This window comes from Streptomyces sp. NPDC003393 (genome assembly GCF_053589015.1).
The window spans coordinates 55629-73918 of sequence record NZ_JBSFRB010000045.1; the positions used below are offsets into that span (position 1 = coordinate 55629).

Annotated in this window: 16 protein-coding genes and 1 tRNA gene; 14 read left to right on the forward strand and 3 right to left on the reverse strand. The window is 70.7% G+C overall.

Going from position 1 to position 18290, the window contains the following annotated elements; genetic code table 11:
* Positions 1-6: 6 nt before the first annotated feature.
* The 7 genes from ACWDUZ_RS32095 (at position 7) to ACWDUZ_RS32125 (ending at position 8382) form a co-directional block, all read left to right on the forward strand.
* Entirely contained in the window at positions 7-1167 is a 1161-nt protein-coding gene (locus ACWDUZ_RS32095; protein WP_451635315.1) for an acyl-CoA dehydrogenase family protein, read from the forward strand.
* A gap of 144 nt (positions 1168-1311) precedes the next feature.
* Positions 1312-2361, forward strand: a complete 1050-nt coding sequence (locus ACWDUZ_RS32100; protein WP_451635316.1) for an ABC transporter substrate-binding protein — start codon at positions 1312-1314, stop codon at positions 2359-2361.
* A 72-nt stretch (positions 2362-2433) separates the two neighbouring features.
* Positions 2434-3276, forward strand: coding sequence for a siderophore-interacting protein (locus ACWDUZ_RS32105; RefSeq protein WP_451635317.1), 843 nt, complete (start codon positions 2434-2436; stop codon positions 3274-3276).
* 100 nt (positions 3277-3376) lie between these two features.
* Entirely contained in the window at positions 3377-4819 is a 1443-nt protein-coding gene (gene desA / locus ACWDUZ_RS32110; RefSeq protein WP_451635318.1) for a lysine decarboxylase DesA, read from the forward strand.
* Positions 4803-6089 (forward strand): lysine N(6)-hydroxylase/L-ornithine N(5)-oxygenase family protein, encoded by a 1287-nt coding sequence (locus tag ACWDUZ_RS32115; protein WP_451635319.1) that lies wholly within the window; start codon positions 4803-4805, stop codon positions 6087-6089. The genes desA and ACWDUZ_RS32115 overlap by 17 nt, the downstream gene beginning before the upstream one ends.
* On the forward strand, positions 6086-6616 hold the full coding sequence (locus ACWDUZ_RS32120; RefSeq protein WP_451635320.1) for a GNAT family N-acetyltransferase: 531 nt from the start codon (positions 6086-6088) through the stop codon (positions 6614-6616). The genes ACWDUZ_RS32115 and ACWDUZ_RS32120 overlap by 4 nt, the downstream gene beginning before the upstream one ends.
* Positions 6613-8382: an IucA/IucC family protein gene (locus ACWDUZ_RS32125; RefSeq protein WP_451635321.1), complete on the forward strand. Its 1770-nt coding sequence runs from the start codon at positions 6613-6615 to the stop codon at positions 8380-8382. Before ACWDUZ_RS32120 ends, ACWDUZ_RS32125 begins: the two co-directional genes overlap by 4 nt.
* 70 nt (positions 8383-8452) lie before the next feature.
* Here ACWDUZ_RS32125 and ACWDUZ_RS32130 read toward each other — a convergent pair whose 3' ends face one another.
* Positions 8453-10078 carry a beta-N-acetylhexosaminidase gene (locus ACWDUZ_RS32130; protein WP_451635322.1) on the reverse strand — a complete coding sequence of 542 codons (1626 nt, stop codon included), beginning with the start codon at positions 10076-10078 and terminating at the stop codon, positions 8453-8455.
* Between the two features lie 89 nt (positions 10079-10167).
* Between ACWDUZ_RS32130 and ACWDUZ_RS32135 the strand changes: the two genes are divergently transcribed.
* From ACWDUZ_RS32135 to glmS, 3 genes are all read left to right on the forward strand, one after another.
* Entirely contained in the window at positions 10168-11097 is a 930-nt protein-coding gene (locus ACWDUZ_RS32135; protein ID WP_451635323.1) for a DUF4429 domain-containing protein, read from the forward strand.
* 235 nt (positions 11098-11332) lie between these two features.
* Positions 11333-11590, forward strand: a complete 258-nt coding sequence (locus ACWDUZ_RS32140; protein WP_030170818.1) for a hypothetical protein — start codon at positions 11333-11335, stop codon at positions 11588-11590.
* Between the two features lie 54 nt (positions 11591-11644).
* Positions 11645-13462, forward strand: coding sequence for a glutamine--fructose-6-phosphate transaminase (isomerizing) (gene glmS / locus ACWDUZ_RS32145; RefSeq protein ID WP_451635324.1), 1818 nt, complete (start codon positions 11645-11647; stop codon positions 13460-13462).
* A 117-nt stretch (positions 13463-13579) separates the two neighbouring features.
* On the opposite strand, the gene ACWDUZ_RS32150 is transcribed toward glmS, so the two are convergent.
* Both ACWDUZ_RS32150 and ACWDUZ_RS32155 read right to left on the reverse strand, forming a co-directional pair.
* The gene (locus ACWDUZ_RS32150; RefSeq protein WP_451635325.1) at positions 13580-14146 is read right to left on the reverse strand and encodes a GPR1/FUN34/YaaH family transporter; all 567 of its coding nucleotides are present in this window, start codon (positions 14144-14146) and stop codon (positions 13580-13582) included.
* 138 nt (positions 14147-14284) lie between these two features.
* Positions 14285-14812 (reverse strand): universal stress protein, encoded by a 528-nt coding sequence (locus ACWDUZ_RS32155; protein WP_389824486.1) that lies wholly within the window; start codon positions 14810-14812, stop codon positions 14285-14287.
* Between the two features lie 365 nt (positions 14813-15177).
* On the opposite strand from ACWDUZ_RS32155, the gene ACWDUZ_RS32160 reads away from it, so the two are divergent.
* The 4 genes from ACWDUZ_RS32160 (at position 15178) to ACWDUZ_RS32175 (ending at position 18188) form a co-directional block, all read left to right on the forward strand.
* Positions 15178-15621, forward strand: coding sequence for a hypothetical protein (locus ACWDUZ_RS32160; protein ID WP_451635326.1), 444 nt, complete (start codon positions 15178-15180; stop codon positions 15619-15621).
* 379 nt (positions 15622-16000) lie between these two features.
* A complete protein-coding gene (locus tag ACWDUZ_RS32165) occupies positions 16001-17266 on the forward strand; it encodes a helix-turn-helix domain-containing protein (protein WP_451635327.1) in 1266 nt (421 codons plus the stop codon).
* Between the two features lie 117 nt (positions 17267-17383).
* A complete protein-coding gene (orn, locus tag ACWDUZ_RS32170; RefSeq protein WP_451635328.1) occupies positions 17384-17992 on the forward strand; it encodes an oligoribonuclease in 609 nt (202 codons plus the stop codon).
* Positions 17993-18115: 123 nt separating this feature from the next.
* Positions 18116-18188 (forward strand) — tRNA-His (locus ACWDUZ_RS32175).
* Positions 18189-18290: the final 102 nt, after the last annotated feature.

The window sequence follows — 18290 nt, forward strand, 5'->3', positions numbered from 1 at the left end:
CCGACCATGAACCACCGACTGACCCCTGAGCTGGAGGAACTCCGCCGCACGGTGGAGGGGTTCGCGCACGACGTCGTGGCGCCGAAGATCGGCGACTTCTACGAGCGGCACGAGTTCCCCTACGAGATCGTCCGCGAGATGGGCCGCATGGGCCTGTTCGGCCTGCCGTTCCCGGAGGAGTACGGCGGCATGGGCGGCGACTACCTCGCGCTCGGCATCGCCCTGGAGGAACTGGCCCGGGTGGACTCGTCCGTGGCCATCACCCTCGAGGCGGGCGTCTCCCTGGGCGCCATGCCGATCCATCTGTTCGGCACCGAGGAGCAGAAGCGCACCTGGCTGCCCAAGCTGTGCACGGGCGAGATCCTCGGCGCCTTCGGCCTCACCGAGCCCGACGGCGGCTCGGACGCGGGCTCCACCCGGACCACGGCACGGCTGGACCCGGACACCGACGAGTGGGTGATCAACGGCACCAAGTGCTTCATCACCAACTCCGGCACCGACATCACCGGCCTGGTGACGGTGACGGCGGTGACGGGCCGCAAGCCCGACGGCAAGCCGCTCATCTCCTCGATCATCGTCCCCTCCGGCACACCCGGCTTCACGGTCGCGCCCGCCTACTCGAAGGTCGGCTGGAACGCCTCGGACACCCGTGAGCTGTCCTTCCAGGACGTCCGGGTGCCGGCCGCCAACCTGCTGGGCGAACAGGGCCGCGGCTACGCGCAGTTCCTGCGCATCCTCGACGAGGGCCGGATCGCGATCGCGGCGCTGGCGACGGGGCTGGCCCAGGGCTGTGTGGACGAGTCGGTGAAGTACGCGAAGGAGCGCCAGGCCTTCGGCAGGCCGATCGGCGCCAACCAGGCGATCCAGTTCAAGATCGCCGACATGGAGACGAAGGCCCACACCTCCCGGCTGGCCTGGCGGGACGCGGCCTATCGCCTGGTGGCCGGCGAGCCGTTCAAGAAGGAGGCGGCCCTGGCGAAGCTGTACTCGTCGACGATCGCGGTCGACAACGCCCGCGACGCCACGCAGATCCACGGCGGCTACGGCTTCATGAACGAGTATCCGGTCGCGCGCATGTGGCGCGACTCCAAGATCCTGGAGATCGGCGAGGGCACGAGCGAGGTGCAGCGGATGCTGATCGCCCGGGAGCTGGGGCTCACCGGCTGACACTCCGGCAGCGGGCCCCGGCCGGAGAGCCGCCGGGGCGGACGGGCGCGGCGTCCCGCCCTCTGGACACGAACTGAGGTTAGGCTAACCTACCTTCGAACCTGTCCGGCGGGCGCTCCGCCCCGTTCGAAAGCAGTCACACCCATGCCCTTTGCCCGTGCCACCCACCTCTCCCGCCGCGGCATCCTCGCCGCGGGCGGCGCCCTCGGCCTCGGGGCCGCGCTCGCGGCCTGCGGCACCGACGACGCGAAAAGCGGCGGCCCGGGCAGCGGGACGGCGGCCGCCAGGTCCGGCCCGTGGACCTTCGAGGACGACCGCGGGCAGACCGCCAAGGCCGACCGGGTCCCGGCGAACATCGTGGCGTTCGTGGGCGTCGCGGCCGCGCTGTACGACTACGGCGTCCGGGCCAAGGGCGTCTTCGGCCCCACGACGGCCAAGGGCGGCAAGGCCGATGTGCAGGCCGGCGACATGGACGTCAGCAAGGTGACGGTCCTCGGCAACGAGTGGGGCCAGTTCAACATCGAGAAGTACGCGGCCCTCGCGCCCGACGTCCTCATCTCCACGATGTTCGACGACGCCGGCACCCTCTGGTACGTCCCGGAGGAGTCCAAGAAGAAGATCCTGGCGGTGGGCGCCCCCAGCGTCGGCATCTCCGTGTACGACCGTCAGCTGCCCGAGCCGCTCCAGCGCATGCTGGCGCTCGCCGAGTCGCTCGGCGGGGACGTCACCGGCGACAAGGTCCGGCAGGCCAAGAAGCGCTTCGAGGACGCGGCCGCCCGGTTGCGCGCCGCCGCCAAGGCCAAGCCGGAGATCAAGGTGATGGCCGGATCGGCCAGCCAGGACCTGTTCTACGTCTCCGGCACCAACCTCTCCATCGACCTGGAGTACTTCAAGGCCCTCGGCGTGAACTTCGTCGAGCCGCCGGAGAAGGCCAAGGCCCAGGGCGGCGGCTGGTACGAGTCGCTGAGCTGGGAGAACATCGACAAGTACCCGGCCGACATCATCATGATGGACAACCGCACCTCGGCCGTCCAGCCCGCCGGCATCACCCAGGGCACCTGGAAGAAGCTCCCCGCGGTCAAGGCCGGCCAGGTCATCGCCCGCAACCCCGAGCCGATCCTGTCCTACGACAAGTGCGCCCCGTTCCTCGAGGACCTCGCGAAGGCCATCGAGACCGCGAAGAAGGTCTCCTGACCCGCGCGAACGGCGCCGCGCCTCGCGTCCAGCAGCCCCACAAAGCGCCCTGACGACGACTCAGGAGTACACATGACCACGGCCGTGGCCGCCCCGTTCCGCTTCTTCTCCCTGCAGGTCGTACGGACGAGGCGGCTCGGTCCGTCCCTGCTCCGGGTCACCTTCGCCGGACCCGACCTGAGGGCCTTCCACTCTCACGGCAGGGACCAGTCCCTGTCGCTGTTCCTGCCCCGTCCGGGCCGGCCCGAGCCCGTGGTACCGGTCGAGCTCGGCGAGAGCTGGTGGCAGGCCTGGCGCGGACTGCCCGACGATGTGCGGGCGGCGATGCGCTCCTACACGCTGCGTGCGCTGCGCCGCGACCCCGACGAGATCGACATCGACTTCGCGCTGCACGGCGTCGAACCCGGGGCCGCCTCCCCGGCCGGACCCGCCTCCCGCTGGGCGGCACACGCCGTGCCCGGCGACCGGGTGCTGCTGCTCGGCCCGGCCGTCGCCGACAACCGGGCCATCCGCTTCCGCCCGCCCGAGGACACCGACCTGGTCGTGCTGTGGGGCGACGAGACCGCCGTACCGGCCGCCACCGCGATCCTCGAGTCCCTCCCGGCCGGCCTCCGGGTGCACGCCTGGCTGGAGGTGCCGCACGCCGGTGACATCCAGGACATGCCGACGCCCGCGGACGCGGACATCACCTGGCTCGTACGGCACGAGGGGTCCGCCACCACCGTCGACGCCGTACGGACCGCCCGACTGCCCGCCGCCGAGCGTCCGTACGTGTGGCTCGCGGGCGAGTCCGGACAGGTGAAGGCGTTGCGGCGGCACTTCGTCGATGAGCGCGGCCTCGACCGGCGGCGCATCGCCTTCGTCGGCTACTGGCGGCAGGGGATGACGGAGGAGCAGCTGCGGGTGGCGGAGTAACGGCCCCTGAAGGGACGCCGGTCACCGGAGAGGCATGCCTCGATTTCGAAAAGTTAGGTTAGGCTAACCTAAGTTGAATCCACTGCGGAGGACCCCCCACATGCGCTCACACCTGCTCAATGACCTCACCGCGGAGCACTACCGCCGCTCCGTGAGCGAAGGAGTCGAGCGGGTGGCCGCCAAACTCGCCGCCACCGGACGTCCGTTCACCGGCGTCACCGTCGACGACCTCGCTCCCCGCATCGAGCGGATCGACCTGGACCGGCCGCTGCACGACACCACGGCGGTCCTGGACGAACTGGAGGAGGTCTATCTGCGCGACGCGGTCTACTTCCACCACCCCCGCTATGTCGCCCACCTCAACTGCCCGGTGGTGATCCCCGCGGTCCTGGGCGAGGCCGTCCTGTCCGCCGTCAACTCCTCCCTGGACACCTGGGACCAGTCGGCCGGCGGCACCCTGATCGAGCGCAAACTCATCGACTGGACCGCCGCCCGCATCGGGCTCGGACCCGCCGCCGACGGCGTCTTCACCTCCGGCGGCACCCAGTCCAACCTCCAGGCGCTGCTGCTGGCCCGCGAGGAGAGCAAGACGGACGGCCTGGCCCGGCTGCGGATCTTCGCCTCCGAGGTCAGCCACTTCAGCGTCAGGAAGTCCGCGAAACTCCTCGGGCTGGGCCAGGAAGCCGTGGTCCCGGTCCCCGTCGACCACGACAAGCGCATGCGGACGGTCGCACTCGCCCACGAACTGGAGCGCTGCCGCCGCGACGGCCTGGTACCGATGGCCGTCGTCGCCACCGCCGGCACCACCGACTTCGGCTCCATCGACCCGCTGCCCGAGATCGCCGGGCTGTGCGCGCGGTACGCCACCTGGCTGCACGTCGACGCCGCCTACGGCTGCGGCCTGCTCGCCTCCCTGAAGCACCGGAACCGCCTCGACGGCATCGAACACGCCGACTCGGTCACCGTCGACTTCCACAAGTCCTTCTTCCAGCCCGTGAGTTCGTCCGCCGTGCTGGTCCGGGACGCGGCCACCCTGCGGCACGCCACCTACCACGCGGACTACCTCAACCCCCGCCGCACGGTGCTGGAACGCATGCCCAACCAGGTCGACAAGTCCCTCCAGACGACCCGGCGCTTCGACGCCCTGAAGCTGTGGATGACGCTGCGGGTGATGGGCGCCGACGGCATCGGCGAACTCTTCGACGAGGTCTGCGACCTGGCGCGGGAGGGCTGGCGGCTGCTGGCCGCCGACCCCCGCTTCGACGTCGTCGTGGAGCCCGCCCTGTCCACCCTGGTTTTCCGCTGCATCCCGGCGGCCGTCACCGACCCGGCCGAGATCGACCGCGCCAACCTCTACGCCCGCAAGGCCCTGTTCGCCTCCGGCGACGCCGTGGTCGCGGGCACCAAGGTCGACGGTCGCCACTACCTGAAGTTCACCCTGCTCAACCCCGAGACCCGGCCGGCCGACCTCGCCGCCGTCCTCGACCTGATCGCCGGCCACGCCGAGCAGTACCTGGGAGAGTCCCTTGACCGCGCGTCCTGAAGCCCCGAACGGCGCCTACGACCTGGTGGGGATCGGGCTCGGCCCCTTCAACCTGGGCCTGGCCTGCCTCACCGAGCCGATCGCCGACCTCAGCGGCGTCTTCCTGGAGTCCAAGCCCGACTTCGAGTGGCACGCGGGGATGTTCCTCGACGGTGCCCACCTCCAGACCCCCTTCATGTCGGACCTGGTCACCCTGGCCGACCCGACCTCGCCGTACTCCTTCCTCAACTACCTCAAGGAGAAGGGACGGCTGTACTCGTTCTACATCCGCGAGAACTTCTACCCGCTGCGGATCGAGTACGACGACTACTGCCGCTGGGCGGCGGGCAAGCTGAGCGGCGTCCGCTTCGGCACCACGGTCACCGAGGTGACGTACGAGGACGAGCTGTACGTGGTGCGCACCGAGCACGGCGAGACGTTCCGCGCCCGGCACCTGGTCCTCGGCACCGGCACGGTCCCCTTCGTCCCGCCGGCCTGCCGGGACCTCGGCGGCGACCTCCTGCACACCTCCCAGTACATGCACCGCAGGGCGGAGCTGAAGCGGAAGAAGTCCCTCACGATCGTCGGCAGCGGACAGAGCGCCGCGGAGATCTACCACGAGTTGCTCTCCGAGATCGACGTCCACGGCTACCGCCTGAACTGGGTCACCCGCTCCCCGCGGTTCTTCCCGCTGGAATACACCAAGCTGACCCTGGAGATGACCTCCCCGGACTACGTCGACTACTTCCACGCGCTGCCCGAGGAGACCCGCCACCGGCTGGCGAAGCAGCAGAAGGGCCTGTTCAAGGGCATCAACTCGGACCTGATCGACTCGATCTTCGACCTGCTCTACCGGAAGCACGCCGAGAGCGGCGGCCGCCCGGTCCCCACCCGGCTGCTGACCAACTCCTCGCTGACGACGGCCGCGTACGCCGATGGCGTGTACACCCTCGGCTTCCACCAGGACGAGCAGCACAAGGACTTCGAGATCCGCACCGAGGGCCTGGTGCTGGCCACCGGCTACCACTATGAGCCCCCGGCGTTCCTCGACCCGGTCCGCGACCGTCTCCGCTTCGACGGCCACGGCCGCTTCGACATCGCCCGCAACTACGCCATCGACGTGACGGGCCGGGGCGTCTTCCTCCAGAACGCCGGCGTCCACACCCACAGCGTCACCAGTCCCGACCTGGGCATGGGCGCCTACCGCAACTCGTACATCATCCGCGAGTTGCTCGGCACCGAGTACTACCCGGTCGAGAAGACCATCGCCTTCCAGGAGTTCGCCGCATGACCTTCACGATCCGTCCGCTGGACCCGCCGAAGGACGCCCGGCTGCTGCACGGCTGGGTGACGCACCCGAAGGCGGCGTTCTGGATGATGCGGGACGCCACGCCGGAGGATGTCGAGCGCGCGTACGCGGACATCGCGGCGGACGAGCACCACCACGCCTTCCTCGGCCTGCACGAGGGCGACCCCGCCTTCCTGATGGAGCGGTACGACCCGGCCCACCGGGAGCTGGTCGGGCTGTACGAGCCGGAGCCGGGCGATGTGGGCATGCACTTCCTGGTCGCGCCCACCGACACACCCGTGCACGGTTTCACCCTGGGTGTGATCACCGCGGTGATGCGGCGCCTGTTCGAGGACCCGGCGGTGCGCCGGGTCGTGGTGGAGCCGGACGTACGCAACAAGGCCGTGCACACCCTGAACGAGGCCGTCGGGTTCGTGCCCGAGCGGGAGATACGGAAGCCGGAGAAGAGAGCCCTGCTGAGCTTCTGCACGCGCGAGCGGTTCACCGCGGCCACGGGGGTGGCCGTATGAGCCTTGCCGGCGCCGCCGCCCACCTCTCCCCCGAGCGTTGGGCGGTCGCCGAGCGTCTGCTCATACGCAAGGCGCTCGCCGAGTTCGCGCACGAACGGCTGATCACGCCCGAGCCGGAGGGTGAGCGCTACGTCGTCCGCGGCGACGACGGGCTCACCGCCTACCGGTTCCTCGCCGTCCGGCGCGCCCTGGACCACTGGCAGGTCGACGCGGGCACCATCACCCGACATCGCGAGGGCACCGAACTCCCCCTGTCGGCCCTGGACTTCTTCGTCGAGTTCAAGGAGTCCCTGGGCCTGAGCGACGAGATCCTGCCGGTCTACCTGGAGGAGATCTCCTCCACTCTGTCCAGCACCTGCTACAAGCTCGCCAGGCCGCCGGTCTCGTCGGCCGAGCTGGCGCGGGGCTCCTTCCAGGACATCGAGACCGGCATGAGCGAGGGCCACCCGTGCTTCGTGGCCAACAACGGCCGGCTGGGCTTCGGTCTGCACGAGTACCTGGCGTACGCCCCCGAGACGGCGAGCCCGGTCCGGCTGGTGTGGCTGGCCGCGCACCGCTCGCGGGCGGCGTTCACCGCGGGCGCCGGGATCGAGTACGAGTCGTTCCTGCGGGCGGAGCTGGGCGAGGCGACGGTCCGCCGGTTCCACGGCGTGCTCACCGGTCGGGGCCTGGACCCCGCCGACTACCTGTTCATCCCCGTCCACCCCTGGCAATGGTGGAACAAGCTCTCCGTCACCTTCGCCGCCGAGGTGGCCCGCGGGCACCTGGTGTGCCTGGGCGAGGGCGACGACGAGTACCTGGCCCAGCAGTCCGTACGGACGTTCTTCAACACCTCCGACCCACGCAGGCACTACGTGAAGACGGCCCTGTCCGTGCTCAACATGGGCTTCATGCGCGGGCTCTCGGCCGCCTACATGGAGGCCACCCCGGCCATCAACGACTGGCTGGCCGCCCTGATCGAGAACGACCCCGTGCTGAAGGCGACCGGCCTGTCGGTCATCCGTGAGCGGGCCGCCGTCGGCTACCGGCACCGGGAGTACGAGCGGGCCACCGACCGCTCCTCGCCGTACCGCAAGATGCTGGCCGCGCTGTGGCGGGAGAGCCCGGTGCCGTCCCTGCGGGAGGGCGAGCAGTTGGCGACGATGGCCTCGCTGCTGCACGTCGACCACGAGGGCCACGGGTTCGCGGCCGCGCTCGTCGAACGCTCGGGCCTGACCCCCGCCGTGTGGCTGCGCCACTACCTGCGCGCCTACCTCACCCCGATCCTGCACAGCTTCTACGCCCACGACCTGGCCTTCATGCCGCACGGCGAGAACGTGATCCTGGTACTGCGGGACGGGGTGGTGCGGCGGGCGGTCTTCAAGGACATCGCCGAGGAGATCGTGGTGATGGACCCGGACGCGGCGCTGCCGCCGGAGGTGGCCCGGATCCGGGTGCGGGTACCGGAGGACCACAAGCTCCTGTCGGTGTTCACGGACGTCTTCGACTGCTTCTTCCGCTTCCTCGCCGCGCACCTCGCCGCCGAGGGAATCCTTCAGGAGGACGCCTTCTGGGCCACGGTCGCCGAGACCGTGCGCGAGTACCAGCGGTCGGTGCCCGAACTCGCCGACCGGTTCCGCAGGTACGACCTGTTCGCCCCCGAGTTCGCGCTGTCCTGTCTCAACCGGCTCCAGCTCCGCGACAACCGGCAGATGGTGGACCTGGCCGATCCGTCGGGCGCGCTCCAGCTGGTGGGCACCCTGCGCAACCCGCTGGCGGGACTGTAGGGCCGCCCCGAGGACAGGCGGAGCGCCCCGGAGTACGGTCCTCCGGGGCGCCCGTCGGTGCGCGTCCGTCCTACTGGGCGGGCCAGGGCACCTGGGGCGAGCGGTAGTAGCCGATGCCCAGGGCGTCCCAGCGCGGGGCCTGCGCGGCGAGCCGCACCTTGTAGGTGTCCCAGTCGTGGGTGGCCGCCGGGGACCAGCCCAGCTCGGCGGCGCCGGGCAGCCGGGGGAAGGCCATGTACTCGATCTGGTCGGAGGCGGACAGGGTCTCCGACCACAGCGGGGCCTCGACACCCTTGACCGCGGAGGCGGGCGCGCCCGGCAGATAGCTGCCCGGGTCCCAGTCGTAGGACCGCTGGACCTCGACGTAGCCGGCCCAGGCCAGCCCCAGCGGGGTGTCCTTGGTGTACTTCATGTCCAGGTAGACCCGGTCGGCCGGGGACAGAACCAGCCCGGTGCCGTTCCGCGCCGCCTGGGCGACCTGCGCCTTCTCGGCGGCGCTGGTGGAGTCCAGTCCCCAGTACTGGGCGAGGGCGCCCTTGGCCGGGGTGGCGCCGGTCAGCTGGTGCCAGCCGATGACCGTCTTGCCGTACTTGGCGACGATGGGCTGCACCCGGTCCATGAACTTGACGTAGTCCTCGTGGCTGGTGGAGTGCGCCTCGTCGCCGCCGATGTGCAGGTAGCGGCCCGGGGTGATGGCGGCCAGCTCGCGGATCACGTCGTCCACGAAGTCGTAGGTGGCCTCCTTGGGCACGCACAGCGAGCTGAAGCCGACCTTGGTGCCGGTGTAGAGCGGGGGCGCCACGCCGTCGCAGTTCAGGTCGGCGTAGGAGGCGAGGGCCGCGTTGGTGTGGCCGGGCATGTCGATCTCGGGCACGACCTCCAGGTAGCGGGAGGCGGCGTACCGGACGATCTCCTTGTAGTCGGCCTTGGTGTAGTAGCCGCCCTGGCCGCCGCCGACCTGGGTGGAGCCGCCGTAGGTCGCCAGGCGCGGCCAGGAGTCGATGGCGATGCGCCAGCCCTGGTCGTCGCTGAGATGCAGGTGGAGTTTGTTGATCTTGTAGAGGGCGAGCTCGTCGATGTACCGCTTGACCTGGTCGACGGTGAAGAAGTGACGGGAGACGTCGAGCATGGCGCCGCGGTAGGCGTAGCGGGGGCTGTCCTGGACGGTGCCGCCGGCCACCAGCCAGGGGCCGGGCTGTACGGACTTCTCCTCGACGGCGGCGGGCAGCAGCTGGCGCAGGGTCTGCACGCCGTGGAAGAGACCGGCCGGTGCACGCGCGGTGATGGTCACGCCCTTGGGTCCGCTGTCCAGGCGGTAGCCCTCGGCCCCGAACGGGCCCCCCGCCAGGCGCAGCCGGATGCCCGCCGGGCCGTGCGTGGTCAGCGGCAGCCGGTAGCCGGTCGAGGGCCGCAGAACGTCCGCGAGGTACGCGGCGACCCGGCGGGCCTCGGCCCCGCCGTCGACGCGGATACGGGTCGCGGGCGTGATGCGGTACGCGGCGCGGCCCGCGTGGACGGAGGCGGGCGCGGGGATCACCTGGCTCAGCGGGGTCGCGGCCGGCGGCGCGCCCTTGCCGGGCGTGGCGGCGACCGTGAAGGCCCCGGCCGCCGCCACGAGCAGCAGCGAACCGAGGACATGGGTCACCCGGGCGGTCGTACGTGGCTTGCGGGGAGTCGTGCTGTGGTGCCGTCTCACATGCGCTCCCTTCACACGGGTTCGAGGGCTCGGTGAGCACCCGATGGGTGTAGACCACTCTCTCGCATCCGCGGTGAAACAATCCCCCCATGGCGGAAATCATCCAGAAGGACGGCACCTGGACATTCGACGGCGAGTTCCTGCGGCTGACCCCCGGCCGGGACCGGAACGTCGGTCTGCTCCGCCGTACGCTGGGCGAACTCACCGTCCCCCTGGAAGCCTTGGCGGGCGTCTCCTTCGAGCAGGGGAAGAAGACGGGACGGCTCAGACTGCGGCTGCGGGACGGGGCCGACCCCCTGCTGCTCGCGACCGGCGGCCGGCTGAGCGAGCCCCACGACCCCTACCAGCTGCTGGTGGAGTCCGACCGGTACGGCGTCGCCGAGTACTTCGTGGACGAGGTCCGCAGCGCCCTGCTGCTGGAGCGGGTGTCACCCGATCCGGTGACACGGTATCTGCTGTCCGGCCCATCGCTGCCGGTCTCGGTGGCCGCCGGGGACGGCACGGCCGGCTTCGACGGCGAGCAGGTGCGGCTGGAGTGGAACTGGAAGACGGAGGACGCCAAGGCCGCCGGGGGCGCCCGCTCCTTCGCGCTGGCGGACATCGCGGCCGTGGAGTGGGTGCCGGCGGCCGGACTGGAGAACGGCTGCCTGCGCTTCACGGTGCGCGGGGCGCCGGCCGGGACCCCGCCGAAGTACGACCCGCACGCGGTGGAGCTGTGGGGCTTCAAGAAGGACCCGCTGATGGCGCTGGTCGCCGCGGCGGTGCAGGTGCGGCTGCCGCATCCCGCCGCGTCCGGCCAGAAGCCCGGGAGGATACCGGCGGCGGGCGCCGAGACCGTACCTGACACGGCGGTGGCACAGGTCCCGGAGGCCGAGGTCCCGCAGCAGCGCCCGTCGGCCGAGGACGATCACGACGCGCTGCTGCGGCGGCTGCGCGAGCTGGGCGAGCTGCACCGCACGGGGGTGCTCACCGACGAGGAGTTCACCCTGGCCAAGCAGGCGGTCCTGAGGCGCATGTGAGACCCGCCCGGGAGGTCGGCCAGGCAGGGAGGCCGCAGGCCTCCGCCTCGATGCCACGGAGAGGCCCCGGGAGCGGAATGTCCGTTAAGTCTGACAATGCCTCACCCGTACGACAGGGCCCGGGCCGCCGCGCGAACGAGGCTCGAACAGCGTTTCACCGATACCCGAACAGAAGCCTGCCCGAAATCGGGCAAGATTGTTGCGAAAGCATCTCCGGTACTCCAGGATCTACCGGGTGCACGACGAACTCGTTGATCATCTGACGCGGTCCACGCCTCTGAACCGGGGCGAGGCGCTGCGGGTGGTCCAGGACGTGCTCGCCTACTTCGACGAGACGACCGAGGAGTTCGTCCGTCGCCGCCACCGCGAGATGCAGGCCCAGGGCCTGGTGAACGCGGAGATCTTCGAACGGATCGGGGCGGAACTGAAGTACCGCGCGGTGGCACCGCCGGAACTCTCGCTGCGGCAGTTGCGGCGGATCGTCTACGGCTGACCATCGCCGCCGGAGCCGACAGCGACATCAACTCGGGGACAAAAAGGGACTTATATGTGCGGAATCGTCGGATACATCGGCAAGCGTGACGTCGCCCCGCTGCTTCTGGAGGGCCTTCAGCGCCTGGAGTACCGCGGCTACGACTCGGCGGGCATAGTCGTCACCTCGCCGAAGGCGGCCGGCCTGAAGATGGTCAAGGCCAAAGGCCGGGTCCGCGACCTGGAGGCCAAGGTCCCGGCGCGCTTCAAGGGCACCACCGGCATCGCGCACACCCGCTGGGCCACCCACGGCGCCCCGTCCGACTTGAACGCCCACCCGCACATGTCGGCCGACGACAAGGTCGCCGTCGTGCACAACGGCATCATCGACAACGCCGCCGACCTGCGCCGCAAGCTGGAGGCGGACGGCGTGGAGTTCCTCTCCGAGACGGACACCGAGGTCCTCACCCACCTCATCGCCCGCTCCGAGGCCGAGACGTTGGAGGAGAAGGTCCGCACCGCCCTCCGCCTGGTCGAGGGAACGTACGGCATCGCCGTCATGCACGCCGACTTCTCCGACCGCATCGTGGTGGCGCGCAACGGCTCCCCGGTGGTGCTCGGCATCGGCGAGAAGGAGATGTTCGTCGCCTCCGACATCGCCGCGCTGGTCACCCACACCCGGCAGATAGTCACCCTCGACGACGGCGAGATGGCCACCCTCAAGGCCGACGACTTCCGCACGTACACCACCGAGGGCACCCGGACGACCGCCGAGCCGACCACCGTGGAGTGGGAGGCCGCCTCGTACGACATGGGCGTCCACGACACCTACATGCACAAGGAGATCCACGAGCAGGCCGAGGCCGTGGACCGGGTGCTGCGCGGCCGGATCGACGACCGGTTCGCCACCGTGCACCTGGGCGGCATCAACCTCGATGCCCGTGAGGCCCGCGCGGTGCGGCGGGTGAAGATCCTGGGCTGCGGCACCTCCTACCACGCCGGCATGATCGGCGCGCAGATGATCGAGGAGCTGGCCCGGATCCCCGCCGACGCCGAGCCGGCCTCCGAGTTCCGGTACCGCAACGCGGTCGTGGACCCCGACACGCTGTACATCGCGGTCTCCCAGTCCGGTGAGACCTACGACGTGCTGGCGGCCGTCCAGGAGCTCAAGCGCAAGGGCGCGCGGGTCCTCGGCGTCGTCAACGTGGTGGGTTCGGCCATCGCCCGTGAGGCGGACGGCGGCATCTACGTGCACGCCGGCCCCGAGGTGTGCGTGGTCTCCACCAAGTGCTTCACCAACACCTGCGTCGCCTTCGCGCTGCTCGCGCTGCACCTGGGCCGGATCCGCGACCTGTCGGTGCGCGACGGCAAGCGGATCATCGAGGGGCTGCGCAAGCTGCCCGAGCAGATTTCCGAGATCATGAAGCAGGAGGAGCAGATCGAGGAGTTGGCGAAGGGCTACGCCGACGCCCGGTCCATGCTCTTCATCGGGCGCGTCCGGGGCTACCCGGTGGCCCGTGAGGCCTCCCTGAAGCTCAAGGAGGTCTCCTACATCCACGCCGAGGCGTACCCGGCCTCCGAGCTCAAGCACGGTCCGCTGGCCCTGATCGAGCCCGCGCTGCCGACGGTGGCGATCGTGCCGGACGACGACCTGCTGGAGAAGAACCGCGCGGCGCTGGAGGAGATCAAGGCCCGCAACGGCAAGATCCTCGCCGTGGCCCACCAGGAGCAGGAGAAGGCCGACCAGACGATCGTCGTGCCCAAGAACGAGGACGAGCTGGACCCGATCCTCATGGGCATCCCGCTGCAACTCCTCGCCTACCACACGGCGTTGGCGCTGGGCCGGGACATCGACAAGCCGCGGAACCTGGCGAAGTCGGTGACGGTGGAGTAGGCGCCGCCCGCGCGGCCGTCCCCGGCCGGACGTGAACGACCCCCTGTGTGCCACCAGCACAGGGGGTCGCTCTCTTCAGGGGCCGGGGCCCGCCCAGAACCCCGGCCCGACGGCTGCTCAGCCGGTGGCCGTCACACCTCGGCCGGCAGCGCGTCGCGAAAGGGCCGTCGGCCAGTGCGCGAGGGCCGCGGTCGCCGCGTACCAGGCGACCGCCCCGGCCGCGACGGCGAACCAGCCGCCCGCCTTCGCCAGGCTGGAGCTGTCGGCGAAGCCCGCCACCGCCAGCAGGAGCAGGGAGACGAAGAACAGCCCGTAGGTGGCCTGGGTGAGCTGGTCGCCGCCCGCGAGGGTGAGCGAGAGGACCACGGCGGCGAACAGGGCCAGGAACAGGCCCGAGCCGTTGGCCGAGATCTGGTTGCCGGCGGACAGCGCCCACGTGAACCACAGGGCTCCGAGGGCGGTGTAGGCCGTGCCGGAGGCGCTGTCGTGGTCACGGAAGGCCAGCAGCCCGACGAGGAACAGGGCTACACCGCCGACATAGTGAGCGATGGTCACGGCGTCGTCCGCCGTCACGGAGTTGATGACCCGCGTGTACCCGAGGCCGAAGGCCATCAGGGTGACGAACAGGGCGAGTCGGCCGGCGATCGTGGTGGTGGTGCTTCCCGCAGAGACGTCGTTGGCCACGGCGGGCTCCCTTCATTCCTGTGCAGTTGTGCGGTGACCGATATATGCCCTTCACAAGGGCACAAACACCTTCTACGCGCCGGTAGCTTGGGCGGTCTTCACACTGATGTGCCAGGTCACGAAAGGGATTTGAGACCGTTACGGGATGACAACGACGGGCCGCCGGGCCCGCTTGGCCAGCCGGCCGGCGACCGAGCCGAAGAGGCGCCCCACGATGCCGTGCGAGGAGCCGACGACGATCGCGTCCGCCTCGTACTCCTTGCCGACCTCCTCGAGTTCGTGGCAGATGTCGCCGCCGCGCTCGACCAGGATCCAGGGCACCTCGGCGAGGTACTCCGCGCACGCGAGCTCGAGGCCGAGCACCTCGGTGCGGTGGTCGGGGACGTCCACGAAGACCGGGGGTTCGCAGCCCGCCCACACCGTGGTGGGCAGCCGGTTGGCCACATGCACGATGATCAGCCCGGACCGGGTGCGATGGGCCATCCCGATCGCGTAGGCGAGGGCGCGTTCACTGGAGTTGGATCCGTCGAAACCGACGACGACGCCGTGCTTGAACGCCGGATCGCAGGGATGGCGTGGCTCCTGCTCCGCCAGGGGATCGACCGACGCGGGGTCGGCGACCGGCCGCTTGCGGTCTGCGGGTTCGAAGAATTCGTGACCGGCCATGGCTGTCTCGGCGATGTGATCCTTTGTCGGGGACGACAGTCTGTGGCGAATACTGTGTCCGGGAATCGTCTTCCCGTCCCCATACCCGCAAGGGTACGGCGGCACTCCTCCTTAGCCCAGATCCCGCGCACTCTCCGTGGCGGTTCCCCGGAGCATGCACGACCGGCGCCCGTGACGCAATGGCTGCTGCCCCGTACAGGCGGTTTGCCTGGTTCACTCCCCGCTACCGCCCGGTCACGTCCGCCCGGGAGACCGGCCCGGGCACCGCCCCGGACACCGGCATGATGCCGTACAGACACCGACCCGTCGAACATGCGTTGAACCGGATGATCCATCTCCACAGGGAGCACCGCAGGGAGCCCACCGTGTCCGCACCGCACCTCGCCCCCGGCCGGCCCCGGCCGCCACGCACCGCGCCGGTCGCGGCCGAGGGCGCCGGCCGGGTGGGTCGGGGCGACCCCGCGGCCGGCCGCGCCCACGGCCTCGCGGGCGGCGGCCGCGCCGGTGGCGTCCCTCGCGGGCGGGCGGGTGACAGCGTGGGCGACGTGGTGCGGTGGGGCGCCTTCAGCTGCGTGCTCGTGCCGGTGGTGCCGGTCTGGTACGGCACCTCGTCGGCGGGGGCCGCCGGGACCGCGCTGGGGCTGGCGGCCGTGACGGGGGCCTGTCACGTGCTGTTGCGGCAGTCGGAGCGCGGGGCGGCCCGGCTGCGCGCGGAGGAGCGCGTGCCGCACCGCGGACGGCATCACCGGACGGGGACGGGAGCCCACCGTGGCGGCCGTCACCCGGGGGGAACGACTCCGGTCACCTGACCGGTTTCCGCGCACGCGCCCGTATCTTTTCAGCCAACTTCTCGGACTCGTGCATCACTCGCCCGAGGTACCCCCCAACCCCCGTTCGACCTGCACCGAAAGGGTGTACGCCACCCTTCGCGCCCTATGGGGATTGGCCACCGCGACGAGGCGCACTTCCCTGCACGCCCCGCGAGTGCGACGCTTCGTGATCGAATGCTTCACGCCAAGTTGCCATGTCGACAATGTGCCGGGTGGCGAACTGGTCACCGTGGCACGGCGGGACGCAGTAGATTCGATCTTGACGGTACTTACGGCGGGGGACTCGTGCAGGACCGAGGGGAAACGTGCAGGAGCGACACAACCGAGGAGCCGCGACCACCGAGGGGGGCTTAGCAGTATGAGCCACGACTCCACTGCCGCGCCGGAAACCGCGGCCCGGAAGCTTTCCGGGCGACGCCGCAAGGAGATCGTCGCGGTGCTGCTGTTCAGCGGCGGCCCCATCTTCGAGAGTTCCATACCGCTTTCGGTGTTCGGGATCGACCGCCAGGACGCCGGAGTGCCGCGCTACCGCCTGCTGGTGGCAGCCGGCGAGGACGGCCCGCTGCGGACCACAGGGGGCCTGGAACTCACCGCGCCGCATGGCCTGGAGGCGATATCGCGGGCCGGCACGGTCGTCGTGCCGGCCTGGCGGTCGATCACCTCTCCGCCACCGGAGGAGGCGCTCGACGCGCTGCGCCGGGCACACGAGGAGGGCGCCCGCATCGTGGGCCTGTGCACCGGGGCGTTCGTCCTGGCCGCGGCGGGCCTGCTGGACGGCCGGCCCGCGACGACCCACTGGATGTACGCGCCGACGCTGGCCAAGCGCTATCCGTCGGTGCACGTCGATCCCAGAGAGCTGTTCGTCGACGACGGCGACGTGCTGACGTCGGCGGGTACGGCGGCCGGAATCGATCTGTGCCTGCACATCGTGCGCACGGACCACGGCAACGAGGCGGCCGGCGCGCTGGCCCGCCGCCTGGTGGTCCCGCCGCGCCGCAGCGGCGGCCAGGAGCGCTACCTGGACAGGTCTTTACCGGAGGAGATCGGCGCCGACCCGCTCGCCGAGGTCGTCGCCTGGGCGTTGGAGCACCTCCACGAGCAGTTCGACGTGGAGACGCTGGCGGCGCGGGCGTACATGAGCCGTCGTACGTTCGACCGCCGCTTCCGCTCGCTCACCGGGAGCGCGCCGTTGCAGTGGCTGATCACCCAGCGGGTGCTCCAGGCGCAGCGCCTGCTGGAGACGTCGGACTACTCGGTGGACGAGGTGGCGGGCCGCTGCGGCTTCCGCTCCCCCGTGGCGCTGCGCGGCCACTTCCGGCGGCAGCTGGGGTCGTCCCCGGCCGCGTACCGGGCGGCGTACCGGGCCCGCAGACCGCAGGGCGAGCGGCCCGGGGACGGCGAGACGCATCCGGCGGGACCGGGGCAGGGAACGGGCCCGGCGAACGCGGCCGGCCCCACGGGCGTGGGCGGCGCGGCGGCGTCGTCCGGCCCGGTCGGCGTCCCGCAGCCCTCGGGTCCGGCGCCGTCCTCCCTGCACTCCGAGGGTTCGCTGCCGCACCAGACCGCCCGCCGCGCACCGGCGGCACTGTCGGCGAGCCTGCCGGGACAGCGCGGCGGCGCCTGAGCGACGGCTGACGGACGGCCGGGGAGGGGGTGGGCAGGCGCCTGCGCGCCCGCCCGCCCCGTCCCCGTCCCCGCACGGGCGGCTCAGCCCGCCGCGGAGCGCCGTAAGGTGAGACACATGAACGATCGCATGGTGTGGATCGACTGCGAGATGACCGGCCTCTCGCTGTCCGACGACGCGCTCATCGAGGTGGCCGCCCTCGTCACCGACTCCGAGCTGAACGTGCTCGGCGAGGGAGTCGACATCGTCATCCGCCCGCCGGACGCGGCGCTGGAGACGATGCCGGAGGTGGTGCGTCAGATGCACACCGCGTCCGGCCTGCTCAGCGAACTGGCCGGGGGCACGACGCTCAAGGACGCCGAGGAGCAGGTCCTGGCCTATGTCCGCGAGTATGTGAAGGAGCCCGGCAAGGCGCCGCTGTGCGGGAACTCGGTGGGCACCGACCGCGGCTTCCTGCTGCGCGACATGCCGACGCTGGAGGGCTATCTGCACTACCGGATCGTCGACGTCTCCTCGATCAAGGAGCTGGCCCGCCGCTGGTACCCGAAGGCCTACTTCAACAGCCCGGAGAAGAACGGCAACCACCGCGCCCTCGCCGACATCCGCGAGTCCATCGCGGAGCTGCGCTACTACCGCGAGGCCGTCTTCGTGCCGCAGCCCGGCCCCGACTCCGAGACCGCCAGGGCGATCGCCGCGAAGTACGTCCTGCCTGCTCAAGAGCGCTGACACAGGGCTGACCGGGTCCCGTGAAGGGGCGCCGCGAAAGCCGTGCGCGAGCACCCCTTCGGACCCTGTACACTTTTTCTCGGCCGGTCGGGGAACGACGAAAGTCAACCGTCACCGGTCGTGGTGGGTGTAGCTCAGCTGGTAGAGCACCTGGTTGTGGTCCAGGATGTCGCGGGTTCGAGTCCCGTCACTCACCCTGAGTGGTCAGCCGGTGACCTTTCGACGCATGTCGAGGTCACCGGCTGATTCGTTTTCCGGTATGCCCGTGCGCCGGCGTCGGCGTCCCGCCTGGCGGGAC